Annotated in this window: 3 protein-coding genes (1 of these 3 running past the window's edge); all 3 read right to left on the reverse strand. The window is 74.8% G+C overall.

What is annotated here, in order from left to right; translation table 11 throughout:
* Tightly spaced (each overlapping or abutting the next), the 3 genes in view from ACZ6S6_RS28550 to ACZ6S6_RS28560 form a layout consistent with a single transcriptional unit that may run on beyond the window.
* On the reverse strand, nt 1-9,384 hold the full coding sequence (locus ACZ6S6_RS28550; protein WP_469707450.1) for a type I polyketide synthase: 9,384 nt from the start codon (nt 9,382-9,384) through the stop codon (nt 1-3).
* On the reverse strand, nt 9,381-16,490 hold the full coding sequence (locus ACZ6S6_RS28555) for an SDR family NAD(P)-dependent oxidoreductase (protein ID WP_469707451.1): 7,110 nt from the start codon (nt 16,488-16,490) through the stop codon (nt 9,381-9,383). Before ACZ6S6_RS28555 ends, ACZ6S6_RS28550 begins: the two co-directional genes overlap by 4 nt.
* Nucleotides 16,487-23,309, reverse strand: the end of a protein-coding gene (locus ACZ6S6_RS28560; protein WP_469707453.1) for an L-histidine N(alpha)-methyltransferase. Its footprint extends 12,914 nt past the window's final position; the window shows 6,823 of its 19,737 coding nt (coding positions 12,915-19,737); its start codon lies off the right edge, out of view — the gene reads right to left on this strand; it ends in the stop codon at nt 16,487-16,489. Before ACZ6S6_RS28560 ends, ACZ6S6_RS28555 begins: the two co-directional genes overlap by 4 nt.

Below are 23,309 nucleotides of genomic sequence, written 5' to 3' on the forward strand. Positions count from 1 at the left end.
TCAGGCCGGATCCGCCTTCAGCCGGGTGACCACGACGTCGGCCAGCTCGCGGGGGGTCGGGTATTCGTAGAGCAGGTCAGCGGGCCACTCCAGATCGGTCAACCGCGTGAGGTGGTCGCGTAGTTCGAGGGCGGTGACCGAGGTAAGGCCGAGGTCGAAGAACTCGTCCTCGGCGCCGATCTCGGACGCGGACTCATACCCGAGAACGGCGGCCGAGAGGCGCTGGAGGCCGTCGAGCACGGCCTCGGCCCAGTCCTCCGGGGGAAGTGCCGCCAGACTTGTCAGGAGTTCGGCGCCCACGTCCGGGGTCCCGGAATCCGGCTCCGGTCGGAGCTGGGGCTCGGGGTGGGGGTCGGGCCGGGGGGCGGGGCCCGGATCGGGTTCCGGGGCGGATCGCGCGGGCTCCGCGACGGGCGCGGCCTGTGTGGCGTGGGAGGCGCCCACGAGGCGTACGGCCGTCTCCTCTGTGGACATGGCCCGCCACAGTCCGGTCACCGCGTCCCGGGGGTCGAGGTCGGGGTGGACCGCCACGGCGAGCGCGGTACCCGGTGCGCGCGGGGTGCTGTCCGCGTGCTCCCCGACGGAGACGACGGCCACCAGTGGCGCAGCCGCGTCCTCGAATCCGCTGCCGGCCCGGACGATCGCCGCCGTGAGTCGTGCGGAGCCCTCGGCGGTCCCGAACTCCAGGGTTTCCGGGGTGCTTTCCGCACCCCCGGCCACCAGGCAGCGCGCCCCGGAACCAAGCACGGCGTCGACCGTCGCCCGGGTGAGCTCGTCCGCGGGACCGGCGACGAGGACGTGGCCTTCGGGCCGCCACACGCCGGTCCGGCCCAGCAGCTCGTACTCGCGTACGAACATGCCGTCCGGCTCGATCCGCGTCTCCCGGCGCCCTTCGGCGATCGCCGAGCACAGGCGTCTGCGGGCGGGGACGTCGAACTCCTTCGGGAGGGTCACGACGTGGTCGCAGTGGGGTGTCGCCCCGTCGCCGTCGACGAGGGCCCATCGGGGCACCCCCTCCTCCGCGACCGGTTCGGCACCGGGCAGGGCGATCACGAGGTCCGGGCGCCGTGCGCCGTGTGAGCGGACCCGGGCGCCGTGCCGGACCAGGGCGCCCGCGACCGCGTCGGCCAGGCTCTCGTCGCCCGCGGAGGGGGCGAGCAGGAGGACATCGTGCGCGAGGGTGGGCACGGAGGTCTCCGGCATCCGCTTCCACCGCACGCCCTCCAGGACCGGTGCCTCCGCTCCCGAGCGGAGGCGGCCGAGGGCCACGAGCACCTGGTCCGGGGACTCGTCGCCCCGCAGGTTCAGCAGGCCGAGGGCGGCGCCCAGATCGGCGTCCTCGACGGCCGACCAGAGCAGGCCGAGCGCGGGAGCCTGCTCCGGCACGGGTGCGGCCGCTGCCACGGCGGCCGGCTCGGGCCAGCAGCGAAGGCTCTGGAAGGCGTATTTGGGCAGGCGCGCCAAGGTGTCCGGCCGGCCGGCGTGTACGGCCGGCCAGTCCACTTCCACTCCGTGGGTGTGCAGGAGTCCGAGGGCCTCCACGGCGGTACGCACGTCCTCGCGGTCGCGGCGCAGGAACGCGACGGAGCTCACCGGACGGTCCGGCAGGCAGGTTTCGGCGGCCGGCGCGAGGACGGTGTCGGGCCCCAGTTCGAGGAAGGCCGTGGTCCCGTTCTCGTGGGCCTGGCGGACCGCGTCGAAGAACCTTACGGAGCCGCGCAGTTGGTCCACCCAGTAGTCGGGGGTGTCCATCGCGTGCGCGGTGCGGACCGTGGAGACGAGCGGGACCGCGGGCCGCCCGAAGCGTATCCCGGCGGCTACCTTCCGGAACTCTGCGAGGGCGGGATCGACACGGGACGAGTGGAAGGCGACGTCCACCCGCAGCCGACGGATGCGGTGCCCCCGCTCCGAGAGCTCTTGGGCCGCGCCGAGAACCTCGTCCTCGTCCCCGGACAGGACGACCGACCGGGGCCCGTTGACAGCGGCGACGTCCACCCGGCCGGCGCGGCCCTCCAGGACGGCGAGGACCTCCTCCTCCGTCGCCCGTACCGCCACCATCGCTCCCCCGGACGGCAGTTCGCCCAGCACCCGGCCGCGGGCCGTGACAAGGGTGGCGGCGTCGGCGAGGGGCAGCAGCCCGGACACGCAGGCCGCCGAGAGCTCACCGATGGAGTGGCCGATCAGACTGTCGGGGGTGACGCCCCAGCTCGACAGCAGCCGGAACTGGGCCACTTGCAGGGCGAAAAGGGCCGGCTGGGTGTACTGGGTGCGGTCCAGCAGGTCGTCCCGTTCGAAGACCGCCTCGCGCAACCCGGTGTCCAGCCGGAAGTGGGCGGACACCTCGTCGAAGGCCCGCGCGTACACGGGGAACGTCTCGTAGAGTCCCCTTCCCATGGTGGGGAGTTGGCTGCCCTGACCGGTGAAGAGCAGGGTGAGCCGCTGCCCGGCCGACCGCGCCCGGCGCAGGCCGTCGGCCGCGCCGTCGTCGGCCAGGGCCGTGAGCGCGGCGCGCCGGCGCTGTGCGTCGGTGCCGGTCACCATGGCCCGGTGGCGGTGGTGGGCCCGGGTGGTGGACAGGGCGCGCGCCACGGCGGGGAGGTCGTCGGTGTCCGACTCCAGCAGGCGCCGGGCCTGCCCGCGCAGGGCCCGCTCGGAGCGTGCCGACAGCAGCCAGGGCACCGCGTCCAGGGCGGGCAGCGGCTCCGCGGTGTCCGTGGCCATGGGTGTGTCCGTGACCGTGTCCGTGTCACCCGCGGCGGTGGTGCCGGTGGGCGTGGGACTCGGTGCCTGCTCAATCACCACATGGACGTTGGTGCCGCTGATGCCGAAGGAGGAGACGCCCATACGGCGCGGGCCCACGCCCTCGGGCCAGGGCTGTGCCCGGTCCAGCAGGGCGACCTGACCTGCGGTCCAGTCGACGTGCGGGGAGGGCTCGTCGATGTGCAGGCTCCGGGGCAGCAGGCCGTTGCGGATGGACAGGACCGCCTTGATCACCCCCGCGATGCCGGCGGCCGCCTGTACGTGGCCGACGTTGGACTTGAGCGAGCCGAGCCGCAGCGGGGCCGGCCGGTCCTGGCCGTAGACGGCGAGGACGGCCTGCGCCTCGATGGGGTCACCGAGGGCGGTGCCGGTGCCGTGCGCCTCGACGGCGGCGACGTCCGAGGGAACCAGGCCTGCCGCGGCGAGGGCCGCGCGCATCACCTTCTCCTGGGCGGCGCCGTTGGGGGCGGTGAGGCCGTTGCTGGCACCGTCGGAGTTCAGGGCGCTGCCGCGCAGGACTGCCAGTACCTCGTGGCCCTGGGCACGGGCCCTGGAGAGGCGTTCGACGAGGACCACTCCGACGCCTTCGCCCAGTGCGGTGCCGTCCGCCGCCGCGGCGAAGGGCTTGCACCGCCCGTCGGCGGCCAGTCCACGCTGGCGGCTGAACTCCACGAAGGGAACGGGCGTGGCCAGCACGGTCACCCCGCCGGCCAACGCGAGGTCGCACTCCCCCGCCCGTACCGCCTGTGCGGCGAGGTGCAGGGCGGTCAGCGAGGAGGAGCAAGCCGTGTCGACGGTGACGGTCGGGCCTTCCAGGCCGTAGGTGTAGGCGACCCGGCCGGACAGGACGCCGCCGCCGACGCCGGCGGCGAGGAAGCCCTCGGCAGCCGCGCTCTCCAGGAGGCGGCCGTAGTCCTGGTACATGGAGCCCACGAACACACCGGTCCGGGTGCCGCGCAGCGAGGTCGGGTCGATCCCGGCGTCCTCGCACGCCTCCCAGACCGTTTCCAGCAGGACCCGCTGCTGCGGGTCCATCGCGACGGCCTCGCGCGGCGCCACCCCGAAGAAGGCGGCGTCGAAGGCCGTCGCGTCGGCCATGAAGCCGCCGTGCCGGGTGTAGGAGCTGCCGGGGGCCGCCGGGTCGGGGTCATACAGGCGTTCCAGGGGCCAGCCGCGGTCGTCGGGGAAGGGGCCTATGCCGTCGCGTTCGCGGACGAGCATCTCCCAGAGGTCGTCGGGGGTGCGCACCCCGCCGGGGAGCCGGCAGCCGAGGCCGACGAGGACGACCGGGTCGTCCGCGTCGGCTGCGACGGCACGGACCGCCGGAACTGCCGCCGGGGCGCTGCCCGCGAGGAGTTCGTCGAGGTGGCGGGCGACCGCCGTCGGGGTGGGGTGGCTGAACACCAGGGTGGCCGGCAGGCGCAGGCCGGTGGCTCCGGCGAGCCTGTTGCGCAGTTCGACGGCGGCGAGCGAGCCGAAGCCCGCTTCCTTGAACGCCCGGCCGGGGTCGACCGCCTCCGGTGAGGCGTGTCCGAGGACGGCCGAGGTGTGCCCGACGACCAGGTCGAGGAGGGTGCGCAGACGCTCGGGCCCGGTCTTTCCCGCTAGGCGGGCGGCCAGCTCGGAGACGGCGGCGCCGCCCCCGGTGGCGGCCGTACGGCGCACGGGCCTGCCGGACAGGTCGCGCAGCGGCGCGGGTATCTCCTCGCCCTGCGCCCGCAGGGCCGCGAGGTCGAGACGGATCGGGGCGAGCACCGGCTCGTCGGAGGCCAGGGCGGCGTCCAGGGCGGCGAGGGCGTCCGCGGTGGGCAGGGGGCGGAAGCCGGAGCGGCCGAGACTGGCCCGGTCGACCCCGTCCGTCATGCCGCTGGTGGCGTCCCACAGGCCCCAGGCCAGGGAGACGCCGGGCAGACCCTCTGCGTGGCGGCGGCGGGCCAGTGCGTCGAGGCCGGAGTTGGCCGCGGCGTAGTTGGCCTGCCCGAGGCCGCCGAGGATGCCCACGGCGGAGGAGTACACCACCAGCCGTGCCTGGGGCAGCAGTTCGTGGAGGTGGAGCGCCGCGCCGAGCTTCGCGCCGAGTACGTGGGCGAGGCGTTCGGGGGTCAGCCCGGTGATCAGTCCGTCGTCGAGCGCGCCCGCGGCGTGGACGACGGTGTCGAACGAGGTGCCGTCGGCCAGTGCGGCGAGGGCGGCACGGTCGGTGACGTCGCAGGCGACGGCCCGCACCACGGCTCCGGCGGCGGTCAGTTCCTCGGTGAGCTCGGCCATGCCGGGTGCCTCGGAGCCGCGCCGGCCGGCCAGCACCAGGTCGCGTACACCGTGCTTCTGGACGAGGTGCCGGGCCACGAGCTGCCCCAGAGTGCCCGAGGCCCCGGTCACCAGGGTCCGGCCGATGACACCGTTCCCGCCCGGCGCGGGGACGTCGCGGACCAGCCGCGGCACGGTCGCGGTTCCGGCGGCCAGGGTGAGCTGGGGCTCGTCCGTGGCGAGGGCCGCGGGGATCGCCGCGAGGGTGGCCTCGTCGAGGTCGGCCAGGTCCAGCAGCCGGAAGCTGCCGGGGTGTTCGAGCTGGGCCGACCGTACGAGGCCCGCGACGGTCGCCTCGGCCACGTCGTGGTGGATCCGGCGGGTGACGAGGACGAGGGTGGAGTCCGGGTGCCCCTCGTCGGCCAGCCACTCGTGCACGAGGGAGAGTGCGGCACGCACCGCTTCTCCGGGCTCGCCGGCCGGAGCCGGCACCAGGACGTGGCGCGCCGGGCCGTCGGTGGGCTGCTGCCCCAGTCGCCGGGCGAGTTCGGGGTCGCGTACGACGTAGTCCTCGCGCACACCTTCGGGCAGCGTCCGGGCCACCTGCCGGGGGCAGAGCAGGTCGCCCCGGTCCGGCCGGCCGAGGGCGCCTGCCGGGAGCTCGCGGAGCACGAGGGTGTCGACGGACGCGACGGGCGCCCCGGCGGTGTCGGTGATGGCCAGCCGGACCCCGTCGGGGCCCGCGGCGGACAGGGTCACGCGGACGGTGTCGGCGCCGGAGGCGTGGATGCGCAGGCCCTGCCATTCGAAGGGCAGTGCGGGGCGGCCGCCCTCGCCCGTGGTGAGGAACCCGCCGACGGCGATGGGGTGCAGGCAGGCGTCGAGCAGCGCCGGGTGGAGGGTGAACCCGTCGGCGTGGTCGGTGCCGGGCAGCGCGACCTCGGCGTGGAGGTCCCCGTCACGGCCCCGCCACAGCGCTCGTACGCCCCGGAAGGCCGGTCCGTAGTCCAGGCCCGCTTCCTCCAGGGTGGCGTAGAGGGCGTCGACGTCCTGGGGTTCGGCCCCGGCCGGCGGCCACGCGGTGGTGTCGGCCGGCGGTTCGACGGCGTCCGGCAGGAGTACGGCGGTGGCGTGGGTGGTCCAGTGGCCCGCCCCGGTGAGGCTGTGCAGGGTCAGTCCGCGTGAGCCGTCGTCGGCCGGGGCCGTGACGTCGATGCGCAGCCGGACGTCGGCGGCCTCGGGGAGGACGACCGGGGTGAGCAGGGTGAGCTGGTCGACGGCCGCGCAGCCGGTCTCGTCGGCCGCCCGGGAGGTGAGTTCCGCGAGGGCCGCACCGGGCAGTACCACCTGTCCTTCGACGGTGTGGTCGGCGAGCCAGGGTTGGGCCGACAGGCCGAGCCGGCCGGTCAGCACCGTCCCCCCGGCCCCCTCGGCGGCGGGCAGGGCCGCGCGCAGGACGGGGTGGTCGATGTCGTCGAGGCCCAGGGCGCCCGCGCCGCCTCCACCGTGGTCGGCGCTCATCCAGTACGACTCGTTGACGAAGGTGGTGGTGGGCAGGTCGGTACGACGTGCACCGGGCCAGAGCGCGGACCAGTCGGGGCGTACGCCCTTCACGTACAACTGGGCCAGGGCATGCACCAGTTGCTCGGGGCCTCCTTCGTCGCGGCGCAGGGTGTGGGCGACCGTGGTGTCGGTGCCGAGGGCGTCGACGGTCTCCTGTGCGCCCGTCGTCACCACGGGGTGGGGGCTGACCTCCAGCAGGGTGGTGCAGTCGCGCCGGACGAGCGCGGTGACCGCCTCGTCGAAGCGGACGGTCTCACGCAGGTTGCGGTACCAGTAGTCGGCGTCGAAGGCGTCGCCGGCGTCGATCCAGCGGCCCTCCACCGAGGAGAAGAAGGGGATCTCGGGGGTGCGCGGGCTGACGGGGGCGAGGGCTTCCAGCACCTGGGTGCGGACGGTCTCCACATGGGCGCTGTGCGAGGCGTAGTCCACGTCGACGCGCCGGGCCCGTACGCCCTCCTCCTCGCAGGCGGCGAGGAGTTCGTCGAGGGCGTCGGTGTCGCCGGAGACGACGACGGAGGTCTCGCCGTTGACCGCGGCCAGCGACAGCCTGCCGTCCCAGTCTTGCAGCCGGCTCCGGGCTTCGCCGGAGGGCAGGGCGACGGACATCATGCCGCCGCGGCCCGAGAGGGCGGTGAGGGCACGGCTGCGCAGGGCGACGACGCGGGCGGCGTCCTCAAGGGTGAGGGCGCCGGCCACGCAGGCGGCGGCGATCTCACCCTGGCTGTGTCCGGCGACGGCGGCCGGCTGGATGCCGAGGGAACGCCACACCTCGGCGAGGGAGACCATGACGGCGAACAGGGCGGGCTGGACGACGTCGACCCGGTCGAGGTCCTCTCCGCCGCGCAGGACCTCCGTCAGCTCGAAGTCCACGAACGGGGCCAGGGCGGCCTCGCACTGCTCGATCCGCTCCCGGAACACCGTGCTGGTGTCCAGCAGGCGCACGGCCATGCCCCGCCACTGCGAACCCTGGCCGGGGAAGAGGAAGGCGACGCCGCCGCTCGGGCCGGTGGTCCCCTCGACCACGGCGGGCGAGGGCCGGCCGGCGGCCAGGTCGGCCAGCCCGGCGAGGAGTTCGCTCCGGTCGGCGCCGAGGACGACCGCGCGGTGCTCGTGGGAGGCGCGGGTGGTGGCCAGGGAAAGTGCCACGTCCTCGGGACGCGGCTCCTGCGGGAGCCCGGTCAGGAAGGTGGTGAGGGTGGTGGCTTGGGCACGCAGCGCGGCATCGGAGCGGGCGGAGAGGGTCCAGGCCAGGGGGGCGGGGCCGGGGCCGGCGGGCGAGGTCAGGGAGCGTACGGCTCTCGCGGCTTCCGCTGTGTCCGTCGTGTCCGTCGTGTCCGTCGTGTCTGTGGCGTCTGTGGCGTCTGTGGCGTCCGCCGCGGCCCTTGCGTCCGTCGTGTCTGTTCCGCCTGTCGCGTCCGCTGATTCCACCGCGTGCGCCACGGCCACCGGCCGGTCGTCCTGCCCGTCGTCCACCGGTACCGGCGGCTCCTCCAGGATCACGTGGGCGTTGGTGCCGCTGACCCCGAAGGAGGAGACGGCCGCGCGCCGGGGTTCCTTACCCGCGGGCCACGGCACGTTCTCGGCCAGGAGTTCCACCGCGCCCGAGGACCAGTCCACGTACGGGGTCGGGGCATCGAGGTGCAGGGTCCTGGGCAGCACTCCGTGCCGCATGGCCATGACCATCTTGACGATCCCGGCGACGCCGGCCGCGGCCTGGGTGTGCCCCAGGTTGGACTTGACCGACCCCAGGCGCAGCGGCCGGGCGCGCTGCCCGCCGTACGCGGCGAGCACGGCCTGTGCTTCGACCGGGTCCCCGAGCGGGGTGCCGGTGCCGTGTGCCTCGACCGCGTCGACCTGCTCCGGGGCCAGACCGGCGTCCACGAGGGCTTCGCGGATGACCCGCTGCTGGGCGGGGCCATTGGGCGCGGTGAGGCCGTTGCTGGCGCCGTCGGAGTTGACGGCGGTGCCCCGGACCACCGCGAGCACCCGGTGGCCGGCGGCCAGGGCCGTCGCCAGGCGTTCGACGACGATGACGCCGACGCCCTCGGACCAGGCGGTGCCGTCCGCCGCCGCGGCGAAGGGCTTGCAGCGTCCGTCGTGGGCCAGGCCGCGCTGGCGGCTGAACTCGACGAAGGCGGCGGGGGTGGCCATCACGGCGGCCCCTCCGACGAGGGCCATGTCGCACTCCCCCCGGCGCAGGGACCGTACGGCCAGGTGGAGGGCGACGAGCGACGAGGAGCAGGCGGTGTCCAGCGTGATGGCGGGCCCGCGCAGACCCAGCTGGTAGGCGACGCGGCCGGAGACCACGCTGCCCGCGCCCTGGGCGCCCGGGTAGTCGTGGTGCATGACGCCGGTGAACACGCCTGTGCGGCTTTCGCGCAGCGAGCTCGGATCGAGGCCCGCGCGCTCGACAGCCTCCCAGGAGGTCTGGAGGATCAGTCGCTGCTGGGGGTCGGTATGGAGGGCTTCCTTCGGGGAGATCCCGAAGAATCCGGCGTCGAATCCGGCGGCGTCGTGCAGGAAGCCGCCCTGGTCGACGGTGGTCGTGCCGGGGTGGTCGGGGTCGGGGTGGTGGAGCGCGTCCAGGTCCCAGCCCCGGTCCGCGGGGAAGGGGGTGATCCCGTCCCTGCCCTCGGCGACGAGCGACCACAGGTCGTCGGCCGAGGCGACACCTCCCGGATAGTGGCAGGCCATGCCGACGATGGCGACCGGTCCTGCGGATCGCTCCTCCACGTCGCGCAGCCGCTGCCGCGTCGACCGCAGTTCCGCGGTCACCCGGCGCAGGTAGTCGCGGAGCTTGTCCTCGTTGTTCATCGGGAGCGTTCCTCCAGTCCCGGCAGCGGGCTGCCGAGCTCGGCGTCGATCAGGGCGAAGACCTCGTCGTCGGTCGCCGAGGCGAACGCGGTGACGGGTTCCGCCGCGGTACGGGGTGTCAGGTGATCGAGCAGACCGCGGACGCGTTCCGCGGTGCGGTCGCGGGACACGTCGTCCGTCGCCGCCGCCGTGAGCGCGGCGGCGAGGCGGTCGAAGGCCGCGAACAGGGTCGGCAGGTCGGTCGCCCCGGACTCGCCGGCGAACCGCTCGTCGAGGTGGGCGACCAGGTCGGCCGGGGTGGGATGGTCGAAGACGAGCGTGGCCTCCAGGGTCAGGCCGACGGCCGCGCCCAGCCGGTTGCGGAACTCGATGGAGCTCAGCGAGTCGAAGCCGAGTTCCTGGAAGGACCGGTCGGACTCGATCGTGGACGCGCCCGCGTAGCCGAGGACGGCCGCGGCCTGCCCGCGGACCAGCGCGGACAGCCTGGCGCGCCGCTCCTCGGGGCCGAGGTGTGCGAGGCCGGGGTCGGCGGCGGCGGGCGCGTCGGGCACCCGTACCAGGCCGCGCAGTACGTGCGGTACGACGGCCGCCGTTCCCCGCGCGAGCCGCAGGGCGGTGACCGCCGGGTGCGGTCCGGCGAGCGCCGCGTCGAACAGGGCGAGGGCCGCGTCGGACGGGAGCGGCTCGATGCCGCCGCGCGCCAGGCGGTCGCGGTCGGCGGCCATGCCCTCGTCGGCCGACCACGGCCCCCAGGCCACGGAGACGGCCCGCCCGCCGGATGCGACGCGCTGGTGGGCGAGCGCGTCGAGGAAGGCGTTGGCGGCGGCGTAGTTGCCCTGGCCCGGACCACCCAGCACGCCGGCCACCGAGGAGAACAGCACCAACCGGGCCTCGGGCAACAGCTCGTGGAGGTTGGCCGCGCCCTCGGTCTTGGGCCGCAGCACCCGCTCCAGGCGCTCCGTGTCGAGGGCCGTGACGACCCCGTCGTCGAGTACGCCCGCCGCGTGCACCGCCATGGTCACCGGCCGGCCGGCCAGCAGGGCCGCCAGGGCGGCGCGGTCGGTCACGTCGCAGGCGGCCGTCTCGATGCGGGCGTCCAGCCCGTCCAGGCCGGCCGGGCCCCTGCCGCTGCGGCTGACCAGCAGCAGGTCGCGTACGCCGTGCCGTTCCACGAGGTGGCGGACCACCGGCCCCGCGAGGGCGCCGCTCGCGCCCGTGACCAGGACCGTACCGGGCCGTTGGGGCTCGGCGACGGGCGCCGCGGCCGGTATCCGGAGCAGCCGGGCGCCCAGCACCCGGCCGTCGCGCAGGAGCAGGTGCGGCTCGTCGGAGCCCAGCGCCCGGTGCAGCTGCGTGAGGTCCCCGGCGTCCACCAGGCCGAGGCGCCCGGGGTGTTCGGACTGTGCGGAGCGCACCAGCCCCCAGGCGGTGGCCGTGGCCAGGTCCGGGGCGGCGGCGACGAGCACCAGCCGCGCGGAGGCGAACCGCTGGTCGGCGAGCCACGTCTGGAGCCGGTCGAGCACCTCGGCGGTGAGCGACCGGACGTCCGAGGGCCGGCCGTCGGACGCGACGGGCAGCACGACCACCGGCGGCACGACCGTCAGCGCGTCCAGGTCGTCGGCCCGCACCAGCCGCGCCCCGGAAGCGGCGAGGGCGGCGCCGATCCCGTCCGGGTCGGGACCCACGACCGCGTAGCGGGCCGACGGGTCCGGCTCGGGAGTCTCGACGGGCTGCCACTCCACGTGCAGGAGCGGCTCGGCGGTGGCGCCCGCCCGGCGCAGGACCACCGAGTCGACGGACGCCACGGGCGCGCCCGCGTGGTCCGTGAGCCGGAGCTCGACCGCGTCGGCCCGGTGGTGGACGACCGTCACCCGGGCGGCGGTCGCGCCGGGGGCGTGCACCCGTACGCCGGACCAGGCGAACGGCAGGTAGGGGCTGTCGCCGTCGAGCGCCGAGGTGAGGGCCACCGTGTGCAGGGCGGCGTCGAGGAGCACCGGGTGCAGGGCGTGCGCACCGGGATCGCCGTCGGGTACGACGACCTCGGCGTGCACCGCGTCAGTGGTTCGCCAGGCGCGGCGCAGGCCCCGGAAGGCGGGCCCGTACCCGGTGAGGGTCTCGTAGAGCCGGGTGACGTCGAGTTCCTCGGCGTCCTCGGGCAGCGGCGGTGCGGTCGGGGCCTCCTCGGGAGCGGGGGCGAGGACCCCGGCGACGTGTTCCGTCCAGCCTTCGGCGTCCTGCGTACGGGCGTGGATCCGGAAGGCCCGCGTCCCGTCGGGTCCTGCGAGGTCCACGACGAGCCGCAGGTCGGCCTCGCCGGCGGCCAGCGGTGTGTGGGTGACGAGTTCGGCGATCCGGGGGCAGCCGGTCCCGGCTCCCGCCTGGAGGGCCAGGTCGACGAAGTACGTACCGGGGACGAGGACGGCGCCGTCGACGGTGTGGTCGGCCAGCCAGGGCCGCTCCGCCGTGGAGATCCGCGCGCTGAACACGTACCCGTCCGGCAGTTCGACAGCTTCGGCCGCGCTCGCGGACGGCGCCGGAGCGGTCTCGACCCAGTGGCGCTCGCGGGCGAAGGGGTAGCCGGGCAGCGAGAGCCGGCGTGGACGTCCGGGCACCGGCAGGGTGACCGCCGCGCCCTCGACCCAGGCCCGCGCGAGTTCGCGCAGGTCGTCACCTTCGGCGGGTGCGGCGGAGCGCCGCCTGCGGCCTCGGAAGCAGTCCGTGCCGGTACGCAGCGCCTGCGCGAACTCGGCCGTCGTCGTGGCGACGACAGCGAGCCGCTCGTCGAGGTGGTCGCGTCCTGACCAGAGGGTGAAGGCGAGCGCGGCGGGATCCACGGCGGTGACGGTGCCGGTTCCTGTCCCCGTTCCGGTTCCGGTTCCGGTTCCGGTTCCGGTTCCGGTTCCGGTTCCGGCGAGGCGGGCCGTCAGCTCGGCCGGGGTCGTTCCCCCGTCGATCCGGAGGCGGACGCCGAACTCCTCCTCGATGCGCAGGGCGAGCCCGGACAGGCGCGGGTAGTCGAGGCCGAGTTCCGCGAAGCGTTCGCCGGGGTCGACGGGGAAACCCACGACCTCGGTGAGGATCTGCTCCAGGGCGTCGGCGCTGTCGTCCCGGGCCGCCCCGTCCAGGTGGGAGAGCAGCGCCGTGACGGTCTCGTCGAGGCGGGCGGCGTCCTTCGCCGAGAGCACGAAGAGCCGGGGACCGTCCTCCTCTGGCGTGTGCGGGGCCTCCGGGGCCGGGTGTGCGGCCAGCACCACGTGGGCGTTGGCACCGCCCGCGCCGAAGGAGCTGATCGCCGCGGTCAGCGGGGCGCCCGTACGCGGTGTCCACGGTTCCAGGGCGCGCTGGACGCGGAACCGCGAACCGGCCCAGTCCACCGCGGGGTTGAGCGGCTCGGCGTGCAGGGACGGCACCAGTTCCCGGTGGCGCATCTGGAGGACGACCTTGGTGAGTGCGGCGATGCCCGCCGCCGACTCCAGGTGGCCGATGTTCGACTTGACGGAGCCGATGGGCCAGGGGCCGCGGCCGGCGCCGACGGCGTCGAAGGCCCGTTCCAGGGCGGTGACCTCGATCGGGTCGCCGAGGCTGGTACCGGTGCCGTGGGCCTCCAGGTAGCCGAGGTCGGCCGGGTCCACGTTCGCGCCGGTGAGCGAATCGCGGACGATGGCGGCCTGCGAGGCGGGGCCGGGCACGGAGAACCCGCCGGTGTGGCCGCCGTGGTTGAGTGCCGTACCGCGGATCACGGCGTGGATGTGGTCGCCGTCGCGCAGCGCGTCGCGCAGGGGCCGCAGCAGCACCACGCCGACGCCCTCGCCGGGCACGTAACCGTCACCGCCCTCGCCGAAGGCACGGCAGCGGCCGTCCGTGGAGAGGAACGACGACTGGCTGAGCAGCAGGTACTTGTTGGGGTGGACGTGCAGGTTGACGCCCCCCGCGAGCGCGGCCTCGCACTCGCCCCTCCGGATCGCCTCGACGGCCAGGTGCAGTGCCGTGAGCGAGGAGGAACACATGGTGTCGAGCGCGATGCTCGGCCCCTTGAGGTCGAGGAAGTACGAGACGCGGTTGGCGATCGACGCGCTGAACGAGGAGGGCACGAGGCCCGGTTCCGGGCGGACGCCGTGCAGTTGGTACTGGTTGTACATCACTCCCGCGAACACGCCGACGGGTCGTCCGCGCCAGGCGGAGGGGGCGTGTCCCGCCTCCTCGAAGGCGTGCCACGCCTCCTGGAGGAACAGCCGCTCCTGGGGGTCGAGCACGGCGGCCTCGTTGGGCGAGATGTGGAAGAACACGGCGTCGAACTCGTCGATGCCGTCGACGAATCCGCCCCAGCGGCCGTAGGAGCGTCCTGGGACGCCCTTGGTGTCGCTGTGGATCGCCCGGTGGTCCCAGCGGCCGGCGGGCACCTCGGTGATGCCGTCGCGGCCGGACCGAAGGTTCTCCCAGAACTCGTCGAGGGTACGGGCGCCCGGGTAGCGGCCGCTGATACCCACGATGGCGACGGCGTCGTCGTCGCCGAGCCCGGATGCCTCCTGCACGGAGAGCGCGAGGGTGTCCTTCGGGGCGGAAGCGAGGGGAGTTGCAGAAGTGACGGAAGTGACGGAAGTGCTGGGGGTGTTGGGGGTCTGGGGAGTGGTCGGGGTCTCCGGGGTGAACCGGGCCGTGATCTCGGCCGCCGAGCCCACGAGCGCCACCAGGTGCGGCCGTCCGCTGCCGATGGCCCGCAGCATGATGTCCACGGCGGTCGGAGTGTCCATGGGCCGCAGTCCCATCCGCCGCAGGGCGGAACCGTCGGGCCGCATACCGCCGTCCGCCCAGCCCGGCCAGCCGATCGAGACGACCCCCGGACGGCCCTCCGCGAAACCGTCGAGGAAGGCGTTGGCGCAGGCGTAGTCGGCCTGGCCCTGGTTCCCCCAGGCGGCGGCCGTGGACGAGCAGAGCACCAGGAAGTCCAGCCCGAGGTCCCGGGTGGCCCCGTACAGCAGGCGGGTTCCTGTGACCTTGGCCGCCAGTACGGCGCGTACGTCCGCCGCGCTCTTGCCGGCGATCAGCCCGTCGCGCAGCACACCGGCGGCATGGACCACCCCGTGCAGCGTGCCGAACCGGGACAGCGCGTGGTCGACCGCGGCGCGCACGTCCGCGGCATCGGTGACGTCCGCGCCGACGACGGCGACCTCGGCCCCGAGGGCGGTCAGTTCGGCGGTCAGTTCGGCGGCGGCCCGCGAGTCGGCGGCCGTGCGTCCGCAGAGCACGAGCCTGGCCCGTACGGTCCGCGCCAGGTGACGGGCCAGGGCCAGGCCCACGCCGCCGAGCCCGCCCGTGATCAGGTACACGCCCCGCTCGCGCAGTCGGGCCGGCCGGTCCGGGGCGGGCGTCGGCAGGATCTCGCGCACCAGGCGCCGCCCCGCTTCGTACCGCACGTCCACGTCGGGTACGCCCGCGGCGAGTTCGGCCAGGGCGTCGGCCCGGTCCGGTGAGTGGACCACGGCGGCGTGCACGCCGGGCTGCTCCCTGCGGAGCGTGCGCAGCAGTCCCGCGACGGCCGAGGCCGCGGCGCCGGGAGGCAGGTGACAGACGAGCCGAACGGGGCTGCGCCGGGTTCGCAGCAGGGCCGCGGCGAAGGCGGTCAGGGCGACCGCCTCGCCCTCGATGTCCTGCGGATCGGCGGGGATCCAGAGCACGTCCGAGGCGTCCCGCTCGGTGAGCAGGGCGTCCCAGTCGCGGTCGCGGGGGGTCTTCGCGTCGACGGTCAGGGCGGACTCGGGTGCCGGTGCTGGTGCTGATGCCGACGCCGGTGCCGGTGCCGGTGCCGGAGTCGACGGCAGCGGTGTGTCACGCCAGTGGGGCTCGAACCAGACGACTTCGGCGGGCATCTCCTCGCCCGCTGTCTCCCCGCCCGCCGTCTCCTCCCCCTGCGTCGCATCGGTCTGCGGTGCCTCGAAAGTCCCGCTGTTCGCGCCCTCGGGCAGTTCGTACGCGCCCAGGTGCTCGACCAGCGTGGTGAGGGAGCTGTGCTCGAACAGCAGGGTGGGCGAGAAGTCGGTTCCGTACGCCTTCTCCAGATCGGCGGCGATGCCCAGCAACGCCGTCGAGTCCAGGCCCAGTTCGTAGAAGCCCGCCTCGTCGTCGAACTCGGCCCGGCCGAGGCGTTCGGTGAGCAGGCCGCGCACCACCTGCTCGGCGGTCTCCTGCGCGGATGCCCCGGCCTCCGGCGCGGGTGTCCGGTCGTCCGGCGTGCTATCGGACGGGCCGGCCGTGCGCGGGGAGCCGTCCAGCCGGGTGATGGCGTCCTCCTGCCTGACCCGCTTCGAGGTGAGGCCACCGAGCCGGAGCAGCACGCCCCCCGCGGGGTCGAGGAAGCGGAGGTCGCAGGTGGTCAGATCGCCGGACGGCCCTGCGGCGCGGGGCGGGGTGGCGTGCACCAGGGTGCGCGCCCCGACCGGTCCCCGGGCCTGGAAGGAGTCGATGAGCATCGGGATGTAGGGCCGGACCGACCCGCCGGACCCGGCCGTGGCGAACTGCGTGGGCAGCAGTGTCGAGGAGTCCAGCGCGGCCGGGTGGAGGTGGAAGTAGTCCGCGTACGCCGCGGCGTCCGGGCTCAGCGAAAGGTCCGCGAGCAGTTCGTCGTCGCCGACGTACAGGGTGCCGCGGGCCCGCATGAACTCCCCGTGCTCGATGCCGGTACTGCGAACGAGCCGGTACAGGTCCGCCATGTCGGCCGTACGGGACGGGCCCGCGCGCAGGGCGGACAGGTCGACCGTCTCGGCCGGGAAGGGCACGTCCAGCTGGAGCCGGCAGGCGAGCACCGGTTCGGTCTCGCCCGTGGGGCGGCGGATTCCCGTGACGGACACCAGATAGCCGTCACCGTCGGCGGCGAATTCCACCCGCAGTTCGGTCTCGAAATCCGGTCCGGCGGCGACGGGGTTACGGAACAGCACACGGCGCAGCTCCACCCGGGAGGTGTCCACACCACGGGCCCGCAGGATCCGGTAGATCATGTCGAGGAACGACACTCCGGGCAGGATGCGCGTGCCGTGCACCCGGTGGTCACGCAGCACCGGGTCGGTCGCGCGCACCACCACGGTGCAGGCCAAGCCGTCCAACGCGTTCATTTCTTTCCTTCCGGCACGGTGGAGAACTCAAGCTCGAAGAACGGTGCGGGCCCCTGTTCGGAAGCCGGTACGGGTGCCGGTACGGGTGCCTGGGCCGGTGACTGGGCGGCCGGCGGGCCGAACCAGAACCGCCGCCGCCGGTAGCGCGGCGGGTCGAGCGGGGCGCGCGCGGGCACGGAGGCCTCAGGTGCCTGGCGCACCACCAGGTGCGCGTTGGTGCCGCCGAAGCCGAAGGAGCTGACTGCGGCCCGGCGCGTACCGTCGCGACCGGCGAAACCGCGCAACTCCCGTACGGGGAACAGCGGGGAGTCCTCGAACCGGAAACGGCGGTTGAGGGTCGCGCAGTGCAGCGTCGGCGGCAGCTGCGCGTGGTGGACGGAGAGCACGACCTTGATCAGCCCGGCCATGCCGGCCGCACTGAGGGTGTGCCCGATGTTGGTCTTCACGCTGCCGACCCCGCAGAAGCCGATCTCGTCGGTACGGGCGCGGAAGGCCTCGGTGAGCGCCTTCAGTTCCATCGGGTCACCGATCATGGTGCCGGTGCCGTGGGCCTCCACGTAGCCCAGCTGGGCCGGGGAGACGCCCGCGTCGGCCAGCGCCGTCTCGATCACCTCCCGCTGTGCGCGCGGGTTCGGCGTCGTGATGCCCATGGTGCGGCCGTCGTTGTTGACGGCGCTGCCCTCGATCACCGCGTAGACGCGGTCGCCGTCGCGCACGGCGTCGGACAGCCGCTTGAGCAGCAGCGTGCCGGCCCCCTCGCCGAGGACGATTCCGTCGGCCCGCTCGTCGAAGGTGTGGCAGCGGCCGGTGGGCGACAGCGCACCGGCCCCGCTCATCCCGACGAAGGGCACCTCGTCGAGGAGGATGTCGACGCCGGTCGCGAAGGCCAGATCGCACTCTCCGGACCGCAGGCTGCCGGCCGCCAGGTGCACGGCGACGAGCGCGCTGGAGCAGGCGCTGTCAACGACCACGGCCGGGCCGCGCAGGTCGAGGTGGTGGGAGAGCTGCGCGGCGATGAAGTTCTGCGCCATTCCGCTGATCGCGTGCGGGCCCGCGGCGGCGACGTGCGCGCCGAAGTTCGCCGTACGGGCGCCGGCGAAGACGCCCACCCGCAGGCCGGCGAGCTGCCCTGGGGTGAGACCTGCGTCGGCCAGGCACTCCACACCGGTCTCCAGGACCTGCCGGACCAGGGGGTCGACGTGCGCGGCCCCGGCCGGGTCGATCCGGAAGTACTCCGGGTCGAAGTCCTCGATGCCGTCGAGGAAGCCGCCCCACTTGCTGACGGTGGTGCCGGGCCGCGGGTCGGGCCGCCAGAAGCGGTCCGGGTCCCAGCGGGAGGACGGCACCTCCCTCACCGAGTCCGTTCCTGACACCAGGTTCCGCCAGAAGGTCCCGTGGTCGGGGGCGCCGGGGAAGTGCGCGGCGATGCCGATGACGGCGAGGTCCTCGCGGGGCGCGGGCGCTCCGGCGCGGGAAGCGCCGTTTCCGGCGGCAGCGGCCGGGGCGGTGGCCTCAGCAGGGGCCGACAGGACGGCGGCCGGGGCCGCCGACGGGACTGCCGGCGAGGCAGCGGCCGGGACCACGGGCGGGTCGGCCGGGGCCGCGTCGGCCTCCGAAGAGGCTTCGGCGTCCGGCACCTGCTCCCGCAGCGCCTCGGCGAGGAGCGCCACGGTCGGGTTCTCCAGGATGGTCGAGGGCTCCGCGACGACGCCGAGCTCCCGCTCCAGCGCGGCGAGGATCTGGGCGATCATGATCGAGTCCACCCCCAGGTCGGCGAAGTCCTCGTCCCCGCCGATCTGTTCGGGGTCCAGCCGGAGCGTCGAGGCGAGCACCCCGGTCACACGGCGGACGAGGCCGTCCGCGTCGGCCGGGACCTCGCGCGGGGCCACCGGGGGAACCCGTACGGGTACTGCCTCCGCCGGGCGGCCCGGTGCGGGCACCGCCAGCAGCCGGGCGGCGTCGAAGCGTCCGGCGTCCACCACGCAGGGCAGCACGACCGGGTCGGGGCCGCTCATGACACGGTCCAGCAGGTCGAGTCCCGCCTCCGGCTCCACGGTGCGCAGGCCAAGCTCCCGGTAGGCCGGGGTGTCGACCTCCGGCATACCGGCCGCACGCCAGCTGGGCCACTGCAGGGACCGGACGACAGGAGCCAAGGCGCCGCCGGTGGCGGTGCGGTACTCGGCGACGCGGTCCAGCACCGAGTTGGCCAGCGCGTAGTCGCTCATGCCCACGGCCAGCGCGGGCACCGCGCCCGCGACGGACGAGTACAGCACGACAAACCGCAGCGGGTCCCCGGCGCAGCCCTCCAGGACTGCTTGAAGCCCTGCCGTCTTCGGTTCCAGCACGCGCTGTACGTCCTCGATCCGCTTGCCGATGAAGGCCGGGTCGCGCATGACGCCGAGTCCGGCGCAGTGCACGATCCCGACGATCGGGCCCATCTCGCGCCGGGCGCGGTCGAGCACCTCGGCGATCCCCACGGCGGACGGGACGGCCTCGACGGCCACCCGGACCCCCGGGCGTCCGAGGGCCGCGATGTCGCGCAGCTTGGCCGCGAGGGCCGGATCGGTGCCGGGGTCCGCGAGGAGCGCGGGCCACTCGGACCTGGCGGGCAGCGGGGTGCGCCCGAGGAGCACGAGCCGGTCGGCGCCGCGCTCGACGAGCCGGGCGGCGAGCAGCCGGCCCAGCGCGCCGGTGCCTCCGGTGATGACCACGGTCCGGCCCGCCAGGTCCGCGGACCAGTCGGCGGTGACCGGCGCCGGGTCGGCGGGGCGCAGCACCGGACGGTGGCGTACGCCCGCCCGTACGCAGGCCTCGGTGACCGGGTCGGTCGCGGCGAGTTCGGCGGCGGCCGCCTCGCGAATCGCGGCCGGTTCCAGGGTGTCGAGGTCGAGGGTGCGGGCGGCCAGTCCGCGGTACTCGGCCGTGAGCATCCGTACGAGGCCCGCGTGGGCGGCGCCGCGCAGGGTCGGCTCCCCTGCCCGGAAGGTGGTGAGCCCCCGGGTCAGATGGAGGTAGGCGAAGCCGCCGGTGCGGTGGGCGCTGACCAGTTCGCGCAGCAGCACGATCCGGGACCAGTCCGGCTGCGGCGCGGTGGTGCGTACGGCGGACACGTCGGCCAGGTCGATGACCGCCGTGGCCCGGCCCGCCGCTTCCGCGATGCGCGCGACGGCGGCCTCGTCGGCTTCGGCGGCGTCGCCTTCGCCCACGCGGAGCACGGTGGCGGCGGGGCCGAAGGCCTGTACGGCGAGGGACTCGTTCTCCGCGCGGGCCAGCACCAGGAGTCGGGCGGGCAGCGCGGCGGAGGGCAGCGGCGCCGCCTCCCAGTCCTTGACCAGCAGCAGCGAGGGATCCTGCGCCGGGCCCTGCGGGGCGGGCCCGGCCGGCTGCTGCGGGGCGGGTGTTGTCGTGAGCCAGTGCCGTTCGCGGGCGAACGGGTAGGTCGGCATGGAGGTCAGCCGCGCCCTGTCGGTGCGCAGCGCGGCCCAGTCGATGTCAGCGCCGTCCTGCCAGAGCCGTGCGAGCCGGTCGAGCCGTCCCTCACGGACCAGGCGGGCCAGGTAGTCGACGCCCTCGGGCTCGGACAGCCACGAGTGATCGCCGTCCGTACCGCCACCGCCGGGTGTGTCCCCGGCCGCGAGGTGGCCGGCCAACTGCTCGCGCAGGTCACGGGTGGAGGAGGCGACCACCGCGAGCCGGGCGGCCATGGGGACGCGGGCCACCTGGGAGGTGTACGCGAGTGCGGCCAGTGTCGGGGCCGGTCCGCCGGCTCCGACGTCCGTGGCGTGGGCCGCGTCGAGGAAGTCCACCATCGCGGCGGCGTACCGGCGCAGCGCGGCCCGGTCCCTGCCCGACAGCAGGAACACCTCGCGGTCCTCGGCCCGCGGCGGAACCGGGGGCGTGGTGGCGGGCGCCTCCTCCAGAACCACGTGCGCGTTGACGCCGCCGAAGCCGAAGGAGCTGACGCCCGCGCGCAGCGGCAGGGGCGCCCCCTCGGCGTCCTCCGGTGCCCACGGCATGGTCTCCCGTACCGGCCGGAAGGGGGTGCCGGTGAGCTCGATCAGCGGGTTGAGGGTCTGCAGGTGCAGGGTCCTCGGCAGGGTCCGGTGCCGCATCGCCAGCACCACCTTGATGACTCCGGCGACCCCGGCGGCGGGCTCCAGGTGCCCGATGTTGCTCTTGACGGTGCCGATGCCGCAGGCGGTGGCGGGCCCGTCGGCCAGGATCCGGTGGGCCCGGACGAGACCGTCGGTCTCCACCGGGTCGCCCAGGGCCGTGCCGGTGCCGTGGAGTTCGGTGTAGGAGACCGTCCCGACGGGCACCCCCGCGTCCTGGTAGGCCTCGACGAGCAGGTCGGCCTGGGCGAGCGGATTGGGTGCGGTCAGCGAGGAGGCGTGCCCGCCGTGACCGACCGCGCTGCCGCGGATGACCGCGTGCACCCGGTCGCCGTCGGCGAGGGCGCGGGAGAGCGGCTTGAGGACCAGTACGCCGACGCCCTCCCCCTTCACGTATCCGTCGGCCCGCTCGTCCAAGGCCTTGCAGCGACCGTCCGGGGAGAGCACCCCGAGCTGGTTGCCGGCCACGACGGTCTGTGGCGAGAGCACCAGGCTCACGCCGCCCGCGACGGCCAGCTCGCTCTCTCCGGCACGCAGGGCGCGGACGGCGCGGTGCAGCGCGACCAGGGAGCTGGAGCAGGCGGTGTCGATGCTCTCGCTCTGGCCCCTGAGGTCCAGCAGGTAGGAGATGCGGTTGGCGAGGATGGTCCGCGCGAGCCCGGTGCCCGCGTGCGGGTTGATCTGCTCGCCGTTCAGGACCATCGACTCGTAGTCGTTGAACTGGACGCCGGCGAACACGCTGACGCGGCGTCCGGCGAGCCGGTCGGCCCGGCAGCCCGCGTCCTCCAGCGCCGACCAGGTGTGTTCGAGGAACAGCCGGTGCTGCGGGTCCATGACCTCCGCCTCGGCGGGCGAGATCTTGAAGAACCGCGCGTCGAAGCGGTCGACGTCGCTCAGGAATCCGCCCCAGCGGGCGGTGCCGCCGAAACGCCGCGACACCTCCTGCCAGTCCCAGCGGTCGGCGGGGGTCTCGGTGATCAGGTCCCGTCCGTCCTTGAGGTGCTGCCAGAACTCGTCGAGGTCCGCCGAGCCGGGGAAACGTCCGGAAAGGCCGACGATGGCGACGGCGTCCTCCCCGGTGGACACGGGCAGAGCGGCGACGGGTGCGGGTGCGGGTGCGGTGATGGTTACGGAGGGCACGAAGGCGGGCTCCGCACTCCCCGCGGCGGCGGTCGCCGGGGGCGGTTCCGCCAGTCCGGGGTGTTCCGTGAGGAGGTGCCGGGCGAGCTTCTCGACGGTGTTCTCGCCGAACAGGGTCGTCGTCGGCACCGAGACTCCGTACTGCTCCTCCAGCGCCGCGGAGAGGGACTGGAGCCCGAAGGAGTCCAGTCCGTACTCGCCGAAACCGGCCTCCGGGTCGAGTGCCTTCGGCGCCAGGCCCAGCAGCCCGGCGACGAGGTCACGCAACCGGTCGGTCAGTTCGCCCGCGTTCGCGGGGGCACTGGTGGTGGCGGCGGTGGAAACCGGAACGGTGACAGGAGCGGTGACGCCGGCGGTCGTGGCCGCTGGTGCCTGGGCGGCCGGACGGGCGCGGTGCCCGTGCTCCCGGATCCGCATCGACTCGACCCGCTCGCGCATCCGCGCGGGCTCTCCGGGCAGGACGGCGACCTGCGGGCGTCCCAGCCGCAGGGCGACGTCGAGCAGTCGCTCTCCCTCCTCGGCCTCCAGGTACCGGAATCCGGTGTCGGCGAGGTAGCGGCGCTCGTCCTCGGCGTCCACGTGCATGCCTCCGGCACGCCACATGGGCCAGTCGATCGAGACCGTGTGCCCGCTGCGGCGGCCCGCCGCACGCAGTGTCCCGCGCTCCTCGGCGAACCCGTCGAGGAAGCGGGCTCCGACCGCGTAGTCGACCAGGCCGTAGTCGCCGAGCTGGCCGGCCAGGGAGGAGTACAGGACGAACAGGTCCAGCGGCTCGTCCCGGGTCACCTCGTCGAGGACACGGGCGCCCTCGATCCTGGCCCGCAGGTGGGAGCGGAACTCCGCGAGGCCCTTGCCGGGCAGCGGCGTGCGCGAAGCGGTCGCGGCCAGGTGGAAGACCCCGTTCAGCGCACCCCACTTCTCCTTGACCTCCGCCACGACCCGGGCCATGGCGGCCGGATCGTCCACGGACGCCTGGAAGTACGCGACGTCGCCGAGGGCGCGCAGCGCGGCGAGATCCCGGTCCCGGTCCGCCGCGGGGGAACGGCCGGTGAGGGCCACCCGGCCGCCGCGGGACAGGAGGGTACGGGCGAGCAGCAGCCCGAGGCCGCCTGCGCCGCCGGTGACCAGGTGGACGCCGTTCGGGCGCAGCGGGGACTCCGTGACGGGGCTCGCGTCCGTCTCCGTGAGCACGCGCACGGTGCGGCCGGTGGCGGTGAGGCGGACCGAGGCCGACGAGAGCCGTCCGCCGGCCACCTCGGCGAGCAGGGCGGCCGGTTCGGCCCGGCCCACGACACGTACGACACCGAAGGCCGTGCCGGGCAGCGCGGCGCGCAGCGAGGTGTCGAACCCGCTCCACGCCTCCGCCATGGCGTCGTCGGGCACCAGTACCTGGATCCGCGCGGGGGCGCGGGTGGCGCTCATGGCGCGGACGAGCAGGAAGACGGACTCGATGCCCAGTTCGGGGTGTTCGGGGCTGAGCAGCGGCCACTGGTGCACGATCCGGTCGGCTCCGGTGGCGAGGAGACGTACGTAGTCCTCGGCCTCGGCGGGACGGATGGTGATGCTG

The organism is Streptomyces sp. NPDC048671 (assembly GCF_055587045.1).